Here is a 16,701-nt window from a genome sequence, read left to right on the forward strand (position 1 = left end):
TGGTTCACCTCACCTTACCGCGCTGCCGGCCCAGATCGCTGTATCCGCCGCGCGGTCCCAGCTGGCGGAGCAGCCAATGGATGGCCTCCAGATGATCCCCTGCCACCAATGCGGTCAGCGGATCGACGCGACTTCCCTTGTTCCATATTCGTCCCCGGGCAGGATTCAGCTTGCCGACGGGAACGGTATGCACCGGCTGGACGTTTAACCCCAGCCGGATCGCTCTAGCTAAGGCGAGCGGCGGAACCTCCAGCGTATCCAAGCCGACGGTGTCCACCGCTGTTCGGTTCATCGCATGCGGGACCGCCGTTAAGGAAGCTCCACGCAGGTCAGGGCGCTGCAGCACACCGTTCAGGACGTGTTTGGCCAGAATGACCGGATGAGCCACCTTCCCTCGCGCCGGGCCGGAGTAGCCGTTCAGCGCCACGTCGACACCCATAAGCACCGCGGTGACAAAAGGCCGCAGCTCCCGAGCCGGAATCACCATATCGGCGTCGATGAACAGCAGCGCTTGACCGCGGGCCGCCTCCGCCCCAACGCGCCGGCCCACATCATGTCCCAGCGGCTCCGGTACGTGGATGACGCGAGCGCCGCAGGCTTCAGCCAGGTCGGCGGTCCCGTCGGTTGAGCCGTTAACAACGACGATCGTTTCGCTGCGCGGATGCACCCGGCTGGCTTCGCGCAGAACGCTGGCGATCGTCGCCCTTTCATTCATCGCCGGAATGATGATGGATACGATGGGATCGGGATGATTGACCAAACGCGGCAGCACTTTTTTGCGCTGAATCGGTTTGCGGTTCAGTCGGATGCGCGGCGGCTTGCGTTTTTTGACCACATCAATTTCCTCCCAAAAACATAATAATACCGGAGCATATACCTCAGTGTATGTCTGGCCGGGGGGCTGGTAACGGCAAACGTACAGTTGTCCTGACGAATGCGGCACAGGCCCTGCTGTGAGCCAAAAGAAAAAAACGCCTTTCGGCGTTTTCCTAAGATTAGCTATGGATATCCAGACATCGTCAGTTTTTGGCGCTGCGGCGGCCTGCGTTCGTCTGAATCCCTCTAGCGCGAACGAGACTTACCCAACGGTCTGCGGCGTGCTCCCAGCGGTAATGACGACGAACGATTTCTCGGCTGACCCGGCCGATGACTTGACGAAACTCCTCTTCCTCCAGCAGCAGTACGATCCGATCTGCCAAGCTGTCCCCCGCCCCTTCGGCGAGCAGACCATCTACCGCAAATTCGAGCACCGGGGCGTCGCTGGCGTCCAGCATGGGCAAGCCGGCGGCCATCGCTTCGATGCGCGTTAACATCGACGCCGGCTCATCGCCCGGTAACAGCACCAGGCAATCCGCCAAGAGGTACCTGTCCGAGATGGAATAGGGCGACCCGGCCGGCAGGCAGGCAATCCGTTCCGGAGCGTAGGCGGCAAGCCCATGCTGCTTCGGTCGTTCAAGCAATTCACGGGAAGACCCGGATCCGGGGGAGTCGGCGGCAAGGAACACCAACATCGCCTCCGGTACGCGATCCAGCACTTCCGTAAGAGCCGAGACAATGTGCCCCTCATCCCTAAGCGGCGGCCAACTGCCGGCCAGCAGAACGATTTTGCGGTTCGTCCATCCCAGCTCCATCAGCCGCTGCTGACGCTGCTGTTCCCCATCTGGCGTCCAACGCAGCACCGCCTGCTCCTCTAAGCTCGCCCCCGGCAAATGCACCCATACCGGAGTGACCAAGGAGGGGAACTGCGCCAGCAACTCGGCTTTAGTCCGTTCACTTCCGACGATCAGGCCGTCCACGCTTTCCAGAATTTGCGTCGGACATGCCTTGGGATGGCAGGGAGGAGAAAAGATCCGGGCAGAGGGCAACGTCAACAGTACGCGGGAGAGTGGAAGCCGAGCTTTAAGCTGACAGGCCAGCAGCGGTCGGCCATGAACGTCCACCGTATCCGGCCGCCACTTGCGCAAGTGCCGCAGCAGTGACTCCAGGTAGAGACGTCCTCCGGGCAAGCAATAAAAAGGGACGCCCCCCATCCAGCCTTGTGCCGGTAAATGCCCGTCAGCAACGCCAAAGAGGCGAATGTGCAGCTGCTCTGCCGCATGAGGGAGCATTCGTTCCAGCACCCTCTTCACTGGACGGTGTTTTCCTGATGCTGCCGCAAGGGCGTCAGGCGCGATCACCGCGACTTTTTCCCGATCCATGTGAAGTCCCCCTCCTTACCGTTTCGCTTGCATTCGATATCCTAAATATACGAAAACCTCCCGGCAATTGTGACACCTTCTTGGAAGATGAGCCTAATTTGCCAAAGGCGACGATCCATCCGCAGTTCGCCCGAAAACAGGCGGCTGTCGCAGCACAGTCGTCCACGCTAATGAACCGGGACAACATACACTGAAGGAAGACGCACGGGAAGGAGGAAACCCACTTGAGTCAGGACACTATCGGAATCCTGCTGAATTCCAGCATGTACCGAGGGATCCCCACGCGCAGAACTGGCCAAGAGTGGATCACAGGGTATGAAGAAGCGGCGCGGGAATATGGATTAACCCCCGTTTTCTTGCGTCTTGCTGGCATCGATCCGGCAGGGGCCAGATGTGTCGCGTATGTTTATAATGGCATCGAATACGTAGAGCAACAGCTGCCCTTGCCTGCGGTGATCCATAACCGAGCGTTATACCCCAGACTCGCAGCTCGAAAAAAACTCCAATCCCTGAATGCCCGGGGCATCACGATCTTTAATACGACCAACCGTTATGGAAAAGACTTCATCCACCGCTTGCTTTGGGGCGCTCCTCACTTGCGGCCGTACCTTCCGGCGGCGATGCCGTTAAACTCCGGCAACTTGCGGAAAATGATGTCCCGCCATAGTGACCTCATCCTAAAGCCGATCCGCGGCTCCGTTGGCCATGGCGTAATGCGATTGCGATATATGCCGTCGTCAGGGTGGGAACTCACTTATGCTTCGCCACTAGGCAAGCAGCAATGGAGGACGGTTCGACTGCACCGGGGACAACTGCCGCCCTGGGCCCGGCGCATGCTACGGCGTACGCCGTATCTCGTGCAAGAGCGTATTCCGCTGGCGGAATACGAGCAGCGCCCCATCGATCTGCGGATCACCGTCCAGCGGGGCGGCGGAGGCGATTGGAGCGTGACCGGGCGCTTCGCCAAAGTCGCTGCTGCAGGCAGCTTTGTGTGCAACCTCGCCAGAGGCGGCGAAGCCCTTCCCGCTGAGGAACTGCTGGCCAAAGCGCTCCCGGAGCGGATCGTCCCGGCGGCCCTTGCTCACGTCAATGAGCTTGCCCTGACCATCTCCCGCTATCTGGGCAACCGTCTCCCGCATCTCGCCGACCTGGGGCTGGACATTGGCTTAACCGCAAGCGGGAAGCCTTACTTTATCGAATGCAATGGGCGTGACCAGCGTTACGGCTTTCGAAAAGCCGGATTGCTGGATGCTTGGAAGGATTCGTATCGTCAGCCGATGGCTTACGCCCGTTATTTGTTAGACCAATCGGACCGGGCCTAGCCAAATGACCAAAGCCCAAAAAAAGGGCAGATTCCTCTCCACAGAGCAGGCTGCAAACCGCCTCCGGAAGGAATCATGCCCTTTCGTTTCATAGATTTAATGATAACGGACATCCGCAATGTGAAATGGCGGGTACAAGACCGCCAGCAAGTAAGCTGCAGCCGCAAACAAGGCGATGAGCAGCAATGTCAGCACATCGTACCGGGAATAGGAAGTCGGGTAATAATACGTGCGCGGCCGATTCCCGTCGAACGCTTTCGCTTCCATGGCGACAGCAACGCGATGGGCCCGCCGGATGCTCTGGGATAGCAGCGGCACAGCATACAGCTTCGCATGCGCGACAAGGCCGGGCAGTCCGCGCGGACGGCGAACGCCGCGGATCAGCAGCGCATTGCGTCGGACAAGCAGCTCCTCCCAGACCATGGGAAGTAGCCGGACCGAGGCCATAAAGCTGTAGGCGTATTTTGGCGGCAGCTTCGCCTGCTGCATCAGCGCGTAAAACAAGGCGACCGAAGGAGTCGTCAACACGAACAACAGCCCTTCGGCGGCAAAGGCCACCGCTTTAAACCCGATATGAATCCCCCGGTAAAAGCTTTCTTCGGAGATGCGGAACAATCCCCACGACCACCAAATTTCCGTCCCTTTGCCAAACAGAATCATCGTCGCCGCTGAGGAGGCAAAAATCAGTGCAAAGGGGAACAGAAGCAAGGCGACTTTCCAGGGCTCATATCCGCTGAACAGGAACAGCAGGAACGTAAACAAGATCGCCTGATAAAAAATAAAATCGAGCCGGTGCGTAAATAACGTCAGCAGAAACAGCAGGATCATCAACGCCAGCTTGGCGGCCGGATTCGCCTGGTGCAGCCAAGTCCGCCGCTTCGGGGTCAGAAAACGTCTCATCTTGATATCACCGCCTCTGGACCGGAACTCCCGTGTTGTTTGATTTTCGCGGAGGTGGTATCCGCTCCCCGTCCGGCCGATCCATTTGATCCAGGTGACTCACCGGCACCTGCCGGAGATCGATCCACCCGCCGGGTCAACCGCTGCGACGTTAGCCGTCCGTCCCGCACCTCCCAATGCTGGGTGGCCACCTGCTCCGCAATCCGCTCTTCATGGGTAACCATAAGAATCGCCGTCCCGCGCCGGCGCAACGCCTCGCATAGCTGCAGGATGGCGAACGTGTTCGCCGCATCCTGGCCGAAGGTCGGCTCATCTAGCAACAGCAGCCGTTGCTCGCGCACCGCAGCCGCAGCCACGCTAAGACGCCGCTTCTGGCCCAGCGACAACTGGTAAGGATGCCGCATCTCCAAGCCGGTTAGACCAAACTGCTCCAGATACGCCGTCACCCGACGGTTCAGCGCATCGCCGCCAAGTCCGTCCTCCCTCAGCGAGAAGGCGACTTCGTCCACCACCCGATCGGCGACAAACTGAAACTCCGGATTCTGGAACACAAATCCGATCTCACGAGCGGTCGACTCCAGCAATCGTCTGCGGGCACGGCGGCTGAGCTTCCCTGTCTCGATCCGCTTTCCCTGCAGCACGAATGCTCCCTCTGATGGCAACAAGCCGATCAGGCTGAGCAACAGCGAGCTTTTCCCAGCACCGTTAGGTCCTGTGATCGCAATCCAATCCCCGGGATACACGGCGGCTTGCCCGACTTCAATCACCGGCCGCCCTTGCCGGAACCCGCAAAAATCGGTCAGTTCCACGGCGGCAGGTCCATCCAATCGCCGTTCATCTTTCACCGGCTCTAGCAATCGACGGCCGGCTTCGGTGGCAAAATACGCCTCCCAGACGCCGGGATACCAGATCCCAAACTCAATGAGCTCGGAACGGTACGTGTCAAACACTACGTCCGGTGCCCCCTCGCCCAGCACCTGCCCGTCCGGTCCAAACAACACGACGCGGTCAACGAGACCCAGTGCCGTCAACTCCTCGATCCGGTGCTCCACGATAATCAAGGTGCGATCCTCGGCCACCTTGGCGATCGCTTGCCAGATTTGCTCGCGGCCCTGCGGGTCCAGCAAAGCCGAAGGCTCATCCAGCAGCAGCACCTCCGGATCGCCAAGCAGCACCGATGCGAGCGCCAACCGTTGCTTCATCCCTTGGGACAGCGAATCGATCGGCACATGGATCTCAGGCAGGTCCAGGCCCACCTTGGCCAATGCGGCCTGCATCCGCGCGGGCATATCCTGCTTCGGCACGCCTAAATTTTCTAAGGCAAAAGCCAACTCCTCATCCACATAAGGCATACAAAACTGCGTATCCGGATCCTGGAACAGAAAGCGCCACGACGAGGGAAGCTGCTGCGCGGACGTGCGCATCGGAATCTCTACCAAGTCTGGAATGATGCCGCTCAGCACCTGGAGCAGCGTCGATTTGCCGCATCCGCTGGGACCCAGCAGCAGCACATGCTCCCCGCGCCGCACCGAGAAATCCAAATCCTTAAACACAAACCGGTCTTCACCCGGGAACTTGAGCCGCAGCTCCCGGACCTCAGCTGCCGTCGTTTCCTTCCGCATCAGTCATTCAACGCCGCATAGTCTTTCGGATCAACCGGTCGCAGCAGCGTCGTAACCCCTGTCGCCTCTACGGCCTTCACGACGGCATAAGCGAAGTACCCGCAGATCAGCGCCGAGCTGACGGCCCGCATCGCATATTTGGCGGTCAAGAGCCATGGCTCGTAATCCTGCACATATCCGTAGAAGAAATCCGGGATAACCGAACCCACGGCAGCTCCGATCCCGGCTAATGCAGCAACGGAGCCGGAAAATTTCCGATACCGGAACGCAGCGAACACCAGCTCCGCCCCTAAGCCTTGCAGCACGCTGTAAAGAATCAGCTGAACTCCCCATTCGCTGCCGAACAAAATTTCCACATGGGCCGCAGCGACCTCCGCGATCAACGCCACCCCCGGTTTGCGGATCAGCAAGAACACCAGCGTTGCAGCCAGGAACCACATTCCGTACACCAGTTCATCGGCCTGGAAGAACAGGGGGGAGAACAAATTGTACACCGAGCTCCAGAAGTGATACACCACGCCCAGCACCAACGAAACCAACACCGTCACCAGCACATCGCTTAGCTTGAGGCCACGCCCCGTTCTTTTTTGAACAACCTCCGACATCTTCATCTCTCCTCTTGATCATTTGGTTTAAATCCTCGCATCGTAAAAAAAACCGCCTGAATAAGCTCAGACGGCGGTCAGGTCACGGGGGCGCACGTAGGCACAAAAAGTCCCGGACGATCGATTCTCTACGCTGGCATTATCCAGATCAGATTAACGGTCCGCGGCGCAATATGCCGCTATCTCAGCCTGATTCGCTCAAGCCCCCGTATCCCTATGCGATTGATATAAACATACACCAACTCCGCCCAGGCATCAAGCCTAAATTTGTACAAATCTGTAAACTAGGAGTTACCCGTCCTGTATTGATTTCGGCCTGATTCTGTGTCAAGATAAGCGGAAGTGGCAACGAATTCATCAATACCAATGCAGCATTACTGGACAGACTAGGAGGATGCGATTTGGCCGCGACATGGATGAAATGGATGACAGAGCTCTCCTCCCGGAAATGGTTATCCCGGTTGATGGGCAAGTTCTCCCATTCGGGGGTTAGCCGAGCAATGATCCCTTTTTTCGCAAAATCGTATGGCATTCCGCTGCATGAAGCGGAGAAGGAGCTTCGGGAATATCGCACGTTAAACGAGTTCTTCACCCGCAAATTAAAGCCGGGCATGCGCCCGCTGCACGCGGAGCCGGGAGTGATGATCAGTCCAGTGGACGCGCTGATTACGTTTATGGGCGAGGTGCAATCCGGCACGATCTTGAACGTCAAAGGACAGGATTATTCCTTGGAAGCGCTGCTGGACGGCTCCCCTCGTGTAGAATTGTACAAACACGGTTACGCCTTTGTTCTTTATCTGAGTCCTACCGATTATCACCGGATTCACGCACCCGTGACGGGCAAGAAGCTGGAATGCGAGCACATCAAAGGCCGGGTCTACCCGGTGAACGATTTTGGCATGCGCCATATGAAGAAGGTGTTGTGCCGAAACGAACGCTTGATCACTTACATTTCCCACGACTATGGGGAAATCGCCCTCGTGAAGGTCGGCGCGATGAACGTGAGCAGCATCCAGTACACCGACCCTTCGGCAAAATCCTGGGAGCAAGGCGACGACCTGGCTTATTTCGAGTTTGGATCCACCGTCGTTCTGCTCACCCAGAACGGCACCTTCACCCCATTGCCTGAACTTGCGCCCGGACAGAAGGTACGGATGGGCGAAGCGCTGGGCCGGTTTAACTCCGCAAAACCAAGCTAATTCAGTGATCATCGCCCGCCGGCTTCGGCCGGCTCTTCCCCTTTATTGCACCGTAATGCTGCCGATGGAAGTCTCCAGCGCGACCAACGGCCCTCCGCCGCCCCGCTCGCTTCGTCCCTTCGCGGCTCCAATGACTTCGCCCAGTTCGCTGGACGTTTCGAGATCGCAGGCTAACGACGGATCAAGCGTTGCCGTGATGCTGCCAACATCGGTGATGGCTTGAAGCTGACCGCCCGTATCCAGCGTGAGAATATCTAGATTGATGCTGCCGGTGGCTGTACGGATCGATGAATCCCCGGACAGACGTGCATCCTCGACCCGAATCGACCCGACCTCTCCCTTCAGCCGGTAGGTTCCCGTAAGCCCGCTCGCCGCGATCTCCCCGACATGGTTCGTGACTTCAAACTCCTGAATCCCGGCAGGGACCTCAACGACATAATCGATGCGGAATTCGGTAAAATGCAGCTCCTTCTGCGCCCAATCCCATAAATTTTGGTCCGGCGCGCCTTTGGCGTGCACGCGCACCTGAGCCGTATTGCCCTGAGAGGTGACGGTCACCTCGCTCTGTTCAAACAACGTATCCAGCTTCTCCTTACGTGCCGGCAGATCCGCGGCCTGGATGGTCGCTTTCACCACGATCTGATCGGACGTGCCTTCCTTCAACTCAAGACGCCCTACGGCATTCTCCAGCTGCAGCTTGCTGGCGTTGCCGATGGCTTCGCTTGTCGAAAGGTCATGCGAGCGTCCCGTGAACGTCAAATCGTCCTTCCACTCGTCTGCGGCCAGCGCCACCGACTGCTGCACGGATGCCGCGGTCTCGCTAATCGATTGGCTTATCGAATCAACGGTATTCCCCAAGGTCTGCCCCCATTGCTGCTGCAGCGTTTCATTTTCCGCCGGACCGCAACCTGAAGCCAGGGCCAGAAGTACGGCCGATGCCGCCAGCCATGCGATTTGGGATGTACGTTTCTTTCGCATTTTCGTCCTCCTTCTATTTCCATCTATCCTGAGCTTATATCAAGGTTCCCGTGAACCACCACAGGCGCGGGACCGGTTTGCTCCCTAGACTTTGGTCAAGGAGACGGTTCGCAGGGCAAGCGGAAAAACCGCCGAGCATGAAGCCCGGCGGTCGATAAATGAAGCTTATTTAACTTTAGGGTGGGTTGGGTTAGATTAGAGTAGCCTGCTTAGCGGATTTCGGACGGGCTTTTTCCCGTATATTGTTTGAACTGGCGACTGAAGAAGAAGATATCCCGATACCCCAGCGCATCCGCAACCTCGGTCACATTCATGCCGGCATGCAGGAGCAAATGCTGCGCCCGGTCGATCCTTGACTTGATGATGTAAGACTGCACGGACATCCCGATAATTTCCTTGAATTTAATCGAGAAATAGCGCGGGGATAAGCCCGCCCGGGCAGCCAAATCCTGCACTTTGTGGGGAAGTCCGGGATGTTGCAGCACATAATTCGCCACTTCATGAATCACTTCATGCAGTTGGTTGCTGACCTTCTTCTCCACCGGCACTTGCCGCTCCTCCCGCAGCAAATGGATCAACAGCTGCTTGAGAATCAGCTGGGCCTCCTCCTCGGCGGCATAGGCTTTCATCAAGAATAAACGGACGTAACGAGACAACATATATTCGAAATCCAGCGTATCCTCCAGTACGCGGTAGGGACCCGGCACTTCCGTCACGGGCTCATGGACGTCGAAATGAATGTACGTCAGCACCAGCGGTTTCTGCGGGTTGTGCGTGGCACTGGTGTGATCCCCTTTTCGGAACAGGAAGCAGCTGCCTTTACTGACCGGAATGGGTTGGTCGTTCAGGACAACCGTACCTTCACCGCTCCACACATAGAAGAGATCATAATTCTGCAACGGCTTCTCCCGCTTGTGCCATTTCCAACCGGGTTCGCATACGATTTTGGCGAATGCCGGCTTCAATTCAAATGATGATGGTGAAACGTGAAGCATGTCCTTCCCCCCCATAAAAAAACTACAAACGCATCATTTTGCCTGATCCGTACAGTATCCTGCCCTCCTATTTTAATAACGAGGACAAGTTTATCACCTTTATTATACCTTTAAAGCGCACGGGTTTAAATATCCCCCCAGGCCGCTTTCATTCGAAATACACCCTCGATGAGCGTCGGTTCGTCCAAATGAAAAAAAACAAAGCAGGCTGCCGGTGGCACCGGAGTGATCCGGTAGATCGCCGCATCGCGAAACAGGACGCCGCGGGCGGCCGCAGTTTGGCGGAACGCCTGGTATTCCTCCGGCGAGCGGCACCATTCGGCGTACAGCAGCAATCCGGCATCGGCCGCCGAGGGCCATCGCCGCACGAAGCGCATGGTACAAAGCTAATAAAATTGGTTCTTTTTTCTTGTCAATTTCCGGCGTAAGCTGAATGTCAAACAATCGGAGGGGGAACCATCCATGCGCAGAAAAGAATTTAGCATCACAGAAGAGGCGGAAATTCGCGAGTTTTTGCAGGAGATGAGCTTCGGTTTTCTCGGTACGGTAGGCGAGGACGGCTGGAGCCGGGTCACGCCGCTCAAATTCGTTTATGATGGCGAGCATTTCTATTTTCACGGAAGTCTGGCCGGAGAGAAAATGAAGCAGATCACTCGGGATCCGCAGGTCTGCTTCACGGTAGCCAAGGAGTATGCGATCATTCCGTCGTGTTTTACCGATCCCAAGCTGGCCTGCCCGGCCCACCAAGAAAAATAAGCCAAATCCGTTGTGATTTCACCGTGACGTGCCCGAGTCGAAATGATATAATGTTAGGCAGTTTAAGACGTTACTGTCCTAAAATATCAAACCGATTTGGAAGGATGAATGTGATGAACCCACTCGCGGAGCAGTTAAACGAGAGCGTCAAATCCGGCAACCGGCACGTGTATGACATGCTGTCCACGCTGGGCAAGGAAATTTACTTCCCGAAGGAAGGCATTTTAAGCCAATCTGCCGAAGCTTCAGCCCACGCTAAGAAATATAACGCTACGATCGGCATCGCTACCGAAAACGGCATCCCGATGCATCTGGCAGCGATTCAGGACACGTTGTCCGCCTATAAACCGCAGGATTTGTACCCTTATGCCCCGCCAGCAGGCAAACCTGAGCTGCGCAGCGTATGGCGTGACAAAATGATCCAGGAGAACCCGTCGCTCGAAGGCAAGAGCTTCGGCCAACCGATTGTTACCAACGCCCTGACCCACGGGCTCAGCATCGTCGCCGACCTGTTCGTTGATGAAGGCGATGTTGTCATTTATCCGGACAAAAACTGGGAGAACTACGAGCTTACCTTCGGCATTCGCCGTCACGCCGACATCGTGAATTTCCCGCTGTTCACCGAAGACATGACCTTCAACAGCGCCGGATTGCGTGAAGCGCTGCTAGCTCAGAAGGACAAAGGCAAAGCGATCGTTATCTTGAACTTCCCGAACAATCCAACCGGATATACGCCGGGCGCCAAGGAAGGCGGAGAGATCGTAGCTGCCATCCAGGCAGCGGCCGAAGAAGGAATTAATGTGGTCGTCGTGACCGACGACGCTTATTTTGGGTTGTTTTTCGAAGATTCCCTTCATGAATCATTGTTTGGCAAGCTGGCAGGACTGCATCCGCGCATTTTGCCGATCAAAGTGGACGGCGCAACGAAAGAAGAATACGTCTGGGGCTTCCGCGTCGGATTTATTACTTACGCCGCCGAAGACCAAGCGGTGCTGACCGCATTGGAACAGAAGACGTTGGGGATCATCCGCGCCACGATTTCGAGCGGTGCCCATCCTTCGCAGACGTTTGTGCTTCATGCCCTGAAATCTCCGGAATTTACCGCCCAGAAGGAAGAGAAATTCCGGATTATGAAAGGCCGGGCCAATAAAGTCAAAGCCTTGCTCGACAGCGGCAAGTATGGGGACGTTTGGGAATACTATCCGTTTAATTCCGGCTATTTCATGTGCCTGAAGCTCAAGACGGTTGCGGCGGAAGCGCTGCGCCAGCATCTGATCCACCAGTACGGTATCGGCACGATCGCGCTGGGCGACACCGACCTGCGGATCGCCTTCTCCTGTATCGCGGAGGAGCATCTGGAGGAACTGTTTGATCTGATCTATCAAGGGGTCCAAGACCTGCAGGGCAAATAGGCGGCGGGTCCGTCGGAGAACGGCACATTGGCCCACGCACGCCAGCCCCTCTTCTCATACAATACGGTGTACTATCACAATACACCTAAATGGGAAAGGGGAATGAAGATGAGTGGAATTGAAGAAGCAAGAGGCGGCTACGGAGGCGGCTACGGCGGTCACGGCGGCCTGTTCACGAGCACGGGTGTGATCCTGGTTCTCTTTATCCTGTTGGTTATCGTTAGCCGTTCCATCCTGTATTAATCTGCTGAATAAAAAGTTTCCAAGCAAAAACGGACCGTCTCCCACCCGGGAACGGTCCGTTTTTGCTATTCCTCGTCTTCGTCCTCCTCGCGCCATCTGCGCTTCCAGGAAGAACGCATGCCTATCGCCAGCAGCAAGCCTGCGGCCAAGGAACCAAACGTCAAAAGGGCATCGCCGCCCGGTATGACGGCCATCGGCAGCCATAGCAATACCGTGATCGCGAACAGCAATCGGGAGCTTAATCGAAGCGTCGCCGTCTTCCGTGCGCCGGCAGGCAATGGATAGAAGGAGGCTGCCGGTGAGTCCCGATGGGTTTGGCGTAAGGCGGCTAGCTGCATGCCCGACAGGAACACAAACAGCAAGTGAATCGCCGGTCCGAGCCAGGATTTGTCGTTCCATCCCGTCAGCACCATGCCCAGCAGTGTTAGGCGAAGCAGGATGCCCAACAGCTCGCTGCGGACAAACGTCTTGACCAGCAAATAACGGTAGGCCTCGGCCGGCTGCCAAGGAATCCGGTTGCCGATGCCGGACAACCAGCGGCGGCGGATCACCTTCTGTCCTTCCGACGGCACGTCCACGAACCAGCCGAGAATCATCTGCACCCGGGCAGCCGCCGTGCGTTCAGCGGTGATCAGGTTGTCCCAAGGGACCCTGTATTTCATCGGAAACCGCAAGATCAGGCCGTAATTGAGGCTGACGAGCACCGTGAACAAGGTGCTTTTCCAGGCTGGCTGCCAGATCCAAGCCGCCGTCATCAGCAGCACAAAGCACCAGCGCAGCAAGCGGTACCCGGCTCTGGCCCGGGACGTCGTAATTCTGAGCTCCTGCCAAGCTCCGTAGGCACTTAACGCCTTGAGCAACAGCAGGACGACCAGCATCAGCCATAGGGGCTGAATAACCCCGCCCTCTCCGCTGCGCTGATACAACGGCCAAGCCAGCAACACCACAATATAGAGTCCAACCAGCTTATAAATCAGTCCGTTCCGAAAAGCCGGGGCTAGGTAGGCCTTCATTTGCGTCTCCTGCGGCAGTAAGAAAATTACGTCAGCCGGCTGCGCATAGGTTCGAAATCCGGCATATACGGTCAGCGGACCCCATAACAGCAGCAAAATCCAGCGAATCGGCAAACCGGGCGGAATGTTTTGCAGAAACGCCGTATACCAGGCCGAAAACGCAATAATAAGCAGGAGCAGCAAGACGGCGAGGCCGCTCTGAAAGACATAGGGCAAATACGGGAGCACTTTGCCCCAGAAGGCCGCTCTCCGCCGGCTTCGCAGCGTTTGAAGCTCCATCGCTATTCGCCGTCCTTCACTAAGGCGTAGAAAATTTGCTCCAGCGAAGCTCCCGAGGCTTGCGCCTGCTCCCCGATGTCAGCCAGCGTCCCTTGGGCCAGCACTCTCCCCCGGTGCAGAACGATAAAGCGGTCGCAGTAATTTTCAATCGTTGATAGAATATGCGAGCTTAATAGAATCGAGGCTCCGCCTTGTTTCATTTCCAACATGAAATCAAGCAATGACCGGATGCCCAGCGGGTCCAATCCCAGAAACGGTTCATCGATAATATACAGCGGCGGCCGGGCGACGAACGCACACATGATCATCACCTTCTGCTTCATCCCTTTGGAGAGATGGGCTGACAGGCTGTCCGCCTTCTCTTCCATATGGAACAGCTTCAGCAGATGGTCCGCCCGCTCCCGGTAAGCCGCCGGCTCCACGCCGTAAGCCCGGGCCGCAAACTCCAAATGCTCCCGTACTGTCAATTCCTCATAGAGCAACGGCGACTCCGGAACGAAGGCCAACTGTGATTGGTACGTTTCCGGCGCTTCGTCCCGCGTGTTGCCGGAGATGCGAATCTCTCCCCGATGCGGCGTCATCAGCCCCAGAATATGCTTCATGGTCGTGCTCTTACCGGCTCCGTTTAACCCGATCAGCCCAATCATTTCCCCCGGCTTCACCTCGAAGCTAATCTCGTGAAGTACAGGCCTTCCCAAACTGTAGCCGCCGCTCAGCTCGTCGACCTGCAATACGGGCAGTTCACTTCCACTCAAACCTAACGCCTCCCACGATCCGCCTAACTGCGCGGCGGCTTATTTTTCAACCACTTCGGAGCGCCTTTATTCTTCCGATCCGAAAGACGCTCCTTCTTCCGCTCCGCGGTTGGCGATGCCTTCCGCGGTCCTCCGTGACCGGAAGCCGGCCGGCCGGAAATCTGCGCGGACGGGTGTGTTCGCCCGCTGCCGCCTTCCCCTGCTGTACGGCCTGCGGTCCCCGATGAGCCTGCGCGGCGAGGAGCCGCGTCTGCGCCGGCCTTGCCGCGAACGGAGGAACGAGTTCGCTTGCCCGAACCCGCCTCGCCGGCATCCACCAGCTTCCCGCTATATAACGCCTTGGGCTCAATCTCAATGCCCAGTTCTCGAGCGAATTTACGCATGATGAACTCTTCCTGCGGCGTAACGATCGATACGGCCAGCCCTTTCCGGCCCATACGGCCAGTTCGGCCGACCCGGTGAACGTAATGCTCGGAATCAATGGGCGGATCGAGGTTAACGACCAGGGCCAAATTCTCAATGTCCAGTCCTCGGGCAGCAACGTCGCTCGCCACCAGCACGCGGATTTTCCCCTCGCGGAATCGCTGCAGCGTCAAGCTGCGCGCCGTTTTGTCCGCATCTCCATATAAAGCTCCGGCGCTGAGACCAAAATAATTCATCTTCGCCTCAACTTCGGCGATCTGATCCGTATTGTTGATAAAAACAATCGTCCGCTCCGGTTCGAAGTGGCGTACGATCCGCCGCAGCATATCGATTTTGTCCCGCGCTTCGGATACGAAGTAAAGATGCTCCACCGTTTTGGACGTCCGCTGCTCCGGTTCGATCCCGATTTCAAGCGGCTCCTTCATCTCTTTCGCCGCCAATGCCCGAATATCCGGGTTAATCGTCGCCGACAGGAACATCAGCTGGCGGTCCCGCAACGTCCCGCGCAGAATATGCTCCACGTCTGCCGTGCCGCCGAGCTGGAACATTTGATCCACCTCGTCCACAACAACGGTGAGCAGCGTATGCAGCTTTAGCTTGCGGAGCGCCAAAATTTCGCGGATGCGTCCCGGCGTGCCCACGACAAGTTGGGGATGCAGCTTCAGCTTCTCCAGCTGGCGCTTGATCGCTGCGCCGCCGATCAACGCCTGACTTCTGATCCCCAGCGGTTCTCCGTACTTCTCCGCCTCCCGCAAAATTTGCATCGCCAGCTCCTGGGTTGGTGCCAAAATTAACCCCTGTAACGTCTTCTCCCCAGGGTTAATCCGTTGCAGCAATGGCAGCAGGTAAGCCAGCGTTTTCCCCGTCCCCGTCTGCGACTGCGCAAGGATATCCCGGCCTTCCAGCGCCGCAGGGATACACTCCGCCTGAACCGGTGACGGCTCCGATATTCCGTAGTCCAGCAAGGCTGCGGTCAACTGTTCACCAATTCCCAGCCCGGCAAATGTAATATTCGTCATTTCGCCATTCATCCTTTATTTTCAAAGTACTTGATGTCCTATGCCAATATTTTCATTATATGCGATAAGCCTAAGTCACAACAAATCCACACCGACGCAAATAGCCTGCCTTCACAGGCAGGCTATTTCTTATTCATCATTCGATAGCTTAACCGGTCCGCCAATCGCGGGAACATCTGGTACCACTTCGCTCCTGCGCCGGCGATCCAAGGCAGGTTGATCTCCATCGTGCCTTTCTCTGCCGCCTTTACCATCGCTTTGGCCACGCGCTCCGGATTGAGCATCATCCAACGCACGTTCTTGACATAACCGCCGCTTGGATCCGCAATGTCAAAAAAAGGCGTATCAATCGGTCCCGGATTAATCGTCGACACCGTAATGCCGTACTCCCGGACCTCTTGACGCAATGCGCTGCTAAAGCCAATAACCGCATGCTTCGTCGCGGTGTAGGCCGCAGACTTGGCCGTGCCGATTTTGCCGGCCATCGAAGCGACATTAACGATCCGTCCGGAACGGGCAGCCTTCATCGAGGGAAGAACCGCCTTCGTGCACCGAACCATACCTATGTAATTGACGTTCATCATCTCCGCAAATTCGGAAATCGGCATTTGGTCCAAGGATTCGAACTTGCCGTAACCTGCATTGTTTAACAGGACATCCACCCGTCCAAACTCCGTCAGAACCTGGTCGAATCCTTCCTTCACGGAAGCGTCGCTGCCAACGTCCATCTCCAGTACCCGATAAGGTCCGGCCAGACTCGCCGCAACCCGGTTCAGCTTCTCCGCATTCCGGGCAGCCAGAACGACCACAGCGCCGCGCTCAGACAACCTCTGCGCCGCCAAGGCGCCAATCCCGCTGGATGCGCCGGTGACGACAACGATTTTGCCCTCTAACGACATACTCACCTGTAACTTCCCTTCAAGAGGTAGTTCAAAAAGTCATCTTCCGTTCACGAAGCCGCATCAAGAAAGTGATTTAACCA

The 16,701-nt window shown here is 56.9% G+C and carries 16 protein-coding genes, 1 pseudogene and 1 riboswitch; of the genes and pseudogenes, 5 read left to right on the forward strand and 12 right to left on the reverse strand.

Annotation, left to right across the window (positions count from 1 at the left end):
* Positions 1 to 4: 4 nt before the first annotated feature.
* The gene (locus U9M73_RS12670; RefSeq protein WP_323077539.1) at positions 5 to 835 is read right to left on the reverse strand and encodes a glycosyltransferase family 2 protein; all 831 of its coding nucleotides are present in this window, start codon (positions 833 to 835) and stop codon (positions 5 to 7) included.
* A 184-nt stretch (positions 836 to 1,019) separates the two neighbouring features.
* Positions 1,020 to 2,198 carry a glycosyltransferase family 4 protein gene (locus tag U9M73_RS12675; RefSeq protein ID WP_323077540.1) on the reverse strand — a complete coding sequence of 393 codons (1,179 nt, stop codon included), beginning with the start codon at positions 2,196 to 2,198 and terminating at the stop codon, positions 1,020 to 1,022.
* 224 nt (positions 2,199 to 2,422) lie between these two features.
* On the opposite strand from U9M73_RS12675, the gene U9M73_RS12680 reads away from it, so the two are divergent.
* Positions 2,423 to 3,520, forward strand: a complete 1,098-nt coding sequence (locus tag U9M73_RS12680; RefSeq protein WP_323077541.1) for a YheC/YheD family endospore coat-associated protein — start codon at positions 2,423 to 2,425, stop codon at positions 3,518 to 3,520.
* A 96-nt stretch (positions 3,521 to 3,616) separates the two neighbouring features.
* Here U9M73_RS12680 and U9M73_RS12685 read toward each other — a convergent pair whose 3' ends face one another.
* The 3 genes from U9M73_RS12685 to U9M73_RS12695 are packed head-to-tail and all read right to left on the reverse strand — an operon-like array spanning position 3,617 to position 6,647.
* Positions 3,617 to 4,420, reverse strand: coding sequence for an energy-coupling factor transporter transmembrane component T family protein (locus tag U9M73_RS12685; RefSeq protein ID WP_009225088.1), 804 nt, complete (start codon positions 4,418 to 4,420; stop codon positions 3,617 to 3,619).
* On the reverse strand, positions 4,417 to 6,042 hold the full coding sequence (locus tag U9M73_RS12690) for an ABC transporter ATP-binding protein (protein WP_323077544.1): 1,626 nt from the start codon (positions 6,040 to 6,042) through the stop codon (positions 4,417 to 4,419). Before U9M73_RS12690 ends, U9M73_RS12685 begins: the two co-directional genes overlap by 4 nt.
* A complete protein-coding gene (locus U9M73_RS12695) occupies positions 6,042 to 6,647 on the reverse strand; it encodes an ECF transporter S component (RefSeq protein WP_036645141.1) in 606 nt (201 codons plus the stop codon). Before U9M73_RS12695 ends, U9M73_RS12690 begins: the two co-directional genes overlap by 1 nt.
* 108 nt (positions 6,648 to 6,755) lie before the next feature.
* Positions 6,756 to 6,867, reverse strand: a riboswitch (TPP riboswitch).
* 181 nt (positions 6,868 to 7,048) lie between these two features.
* On the opposite strand from U9M73_RS12695, the gene asd reads away from it, so the two are divergent.
* Entirely contained in the window at positions 7,049 to 7,846 is a 798-nt protein-coding gene (gene asd / locus U9M73_RS12700) for an archaetidylserine decarboxylase (RefSeq protein WP_323077545.1), read from the forward strand.
* A gap of 42 nt (positions 7,847 to 7,888) precedes the next feature.
* Here asd and U9M73_RS12705 read toward each other — a convergent pair whose 3' ends face one another.
* From U9M73_RS12705 to U9M73_RS12715, 3 genes are all read right to left on the reverse strand, one after another.
* Positions 7,889 to 8,824: a DUF4097 family beta strand repeat-containing protein gene (locus U9M73_RS12705; RefSeq protein ID WP_009225084.1), complete on the reverse strand. Its 936-nt coding sequence runs from the start codon at positions 8,822 to 8,824 to the stop codon at positions 7,889 to 7,891.
* Positions 8,825 to 9,033: 209 nt separating this feature from the next.
* Positions 9,034 to 9,819, reverse strand: coding sequence for a helix-turn-helix domain-containing protein (locus U9M73_RS12710; RefSeq protein WP_009225083.1), 786 nt, complete (start codon positions 9,817 to 9,819; stop codon positions 9,034 to 9,036).
* Between the two features lie 125 nt (positions 9,820 to 9,944).
* Positions 9,945 to 10,187, reverse strand: a complete 243-nt coding sequence (locus U9M73_RS12715) for a hypothetical protein (protein ID WP_323077547.1) — start codon at positions 10,185 to 10,187, stop codon at positions 9,945 to 9,947.
* 94 nt (positions 10,188 to 10,281) lie between these two features.
* Here U9M73_RS12715 and U9M73_RS12720 point away from each other — a divergent pair.
* The 3 genes and pseudogenes from U9M73_RS12720 to U9M73_RS12730 all read left to right on the forward strand — a co-directional run.
* A pseudogene (locus tag U9M73_RS12720) lies at positions 10,282 to 10,560 on the forward strand (pyridoxamine 5'-phosphate oxidase family protein); the annotation flags it as partial.
* Positions 10,561 to 10,688: 128 nt separating this feature from the next.
* Positions 10,689 to 11,987 (forward strand): aminotransferase class I/II-fold pyridoxal phosphate-dependent enzyme, encoded by a 1,299-nt coding sequence (locus tag U9M73_RS12725; protein WP_036645138.1) that lies wholly within the window; start codon positions 10,689 to 10,691, stop codon positions 11,985 to 11,987.
* A gap of 108 nt (positions 11,988 to 12,095) precedes the next feature.
* Positions 12,096 to 12,230: a YjcZ family sporulation protein gene (locus tag U9M73_RS12730; protein WP_232282282.1), complete on the forward strand. Its 135-nt coding sequence runs from the start codon at positions 12,096 to 12,098 to the stop codon at positions 12,228 to 12,230.
* A gap of 65 nt (positions 12,231 to 12,295) precedes the next feature.
* Here the strand turns inward: U9M73_RS12730 and U9M73_RS12735 are convergent, their stop codons facing one another.
* From U9M73_RS12735 to U9M73_RS12750, 4 genes are all read right to left on the reverse strand, one after another.
* A complete protein-coding gene (locus U9M73_RS12735) occupies positions 12,296 to 13,522 on the reverse strand; it encodes an ABC transporter permease (RefSeq protein WP_009225079.1) in 1,227 nt (408 codons plus the stop codon).
* A gap of 2 nt (positions 13,523 to 13,524) precedes the next feature.
* Positions 13,525 to 14,277 (reverse strand): ABC transporter ATP-binding protein, encoded by a 753-nt coding sequence (locus U9M73_RS12740; RefSeq protein WP_009225078.1) that lies wholly within the window; start codon positions 14,275 to 14,277, stop codon positions 13,525 to 13,527.
* 23 nt (positions 14,278 to 14,300) lie between these two features.
* Positions 14,301 to 15,719 (reverse strand): DEAD/DEAH box helicase, encoded by a 1,419-nt coding sequence (locus U9M73_RS12745; protein WP_323077550.1) that lies wholly within the window; start codon positions 15,717 to 15,719, stop codon positions 14,301 to 14,303.
* A gap of 122 nt (positions 15,720 to 15,841) precedes the next feature.
* Positions 15,842 to 16,618 (reverse strand): SDR family NAD(P)-dependent oxidoreductase, encoded by a 777-nt coding sequence (locus U9M73_RS12750; RefSeq protein WP_323079127.1) that lies wholly within the window; start codon positions 16,616 to 16,618, stop codon positions 15,842 to 15,844.
* Between the last annotated feature and the right edge of the window lie 83 nt (positions 16,619 to 16,701).

The sequence above is a fragment of the Paenibacillus phoenicis genome, from assembly GCF_034718895.1.
Taxonomy (GTDB): Bacteria; Bacillota; Bacilli; order Paenibacillales; family Paenibacillaceae; genus Fontibacillus; species Fontibacillus phoenicis.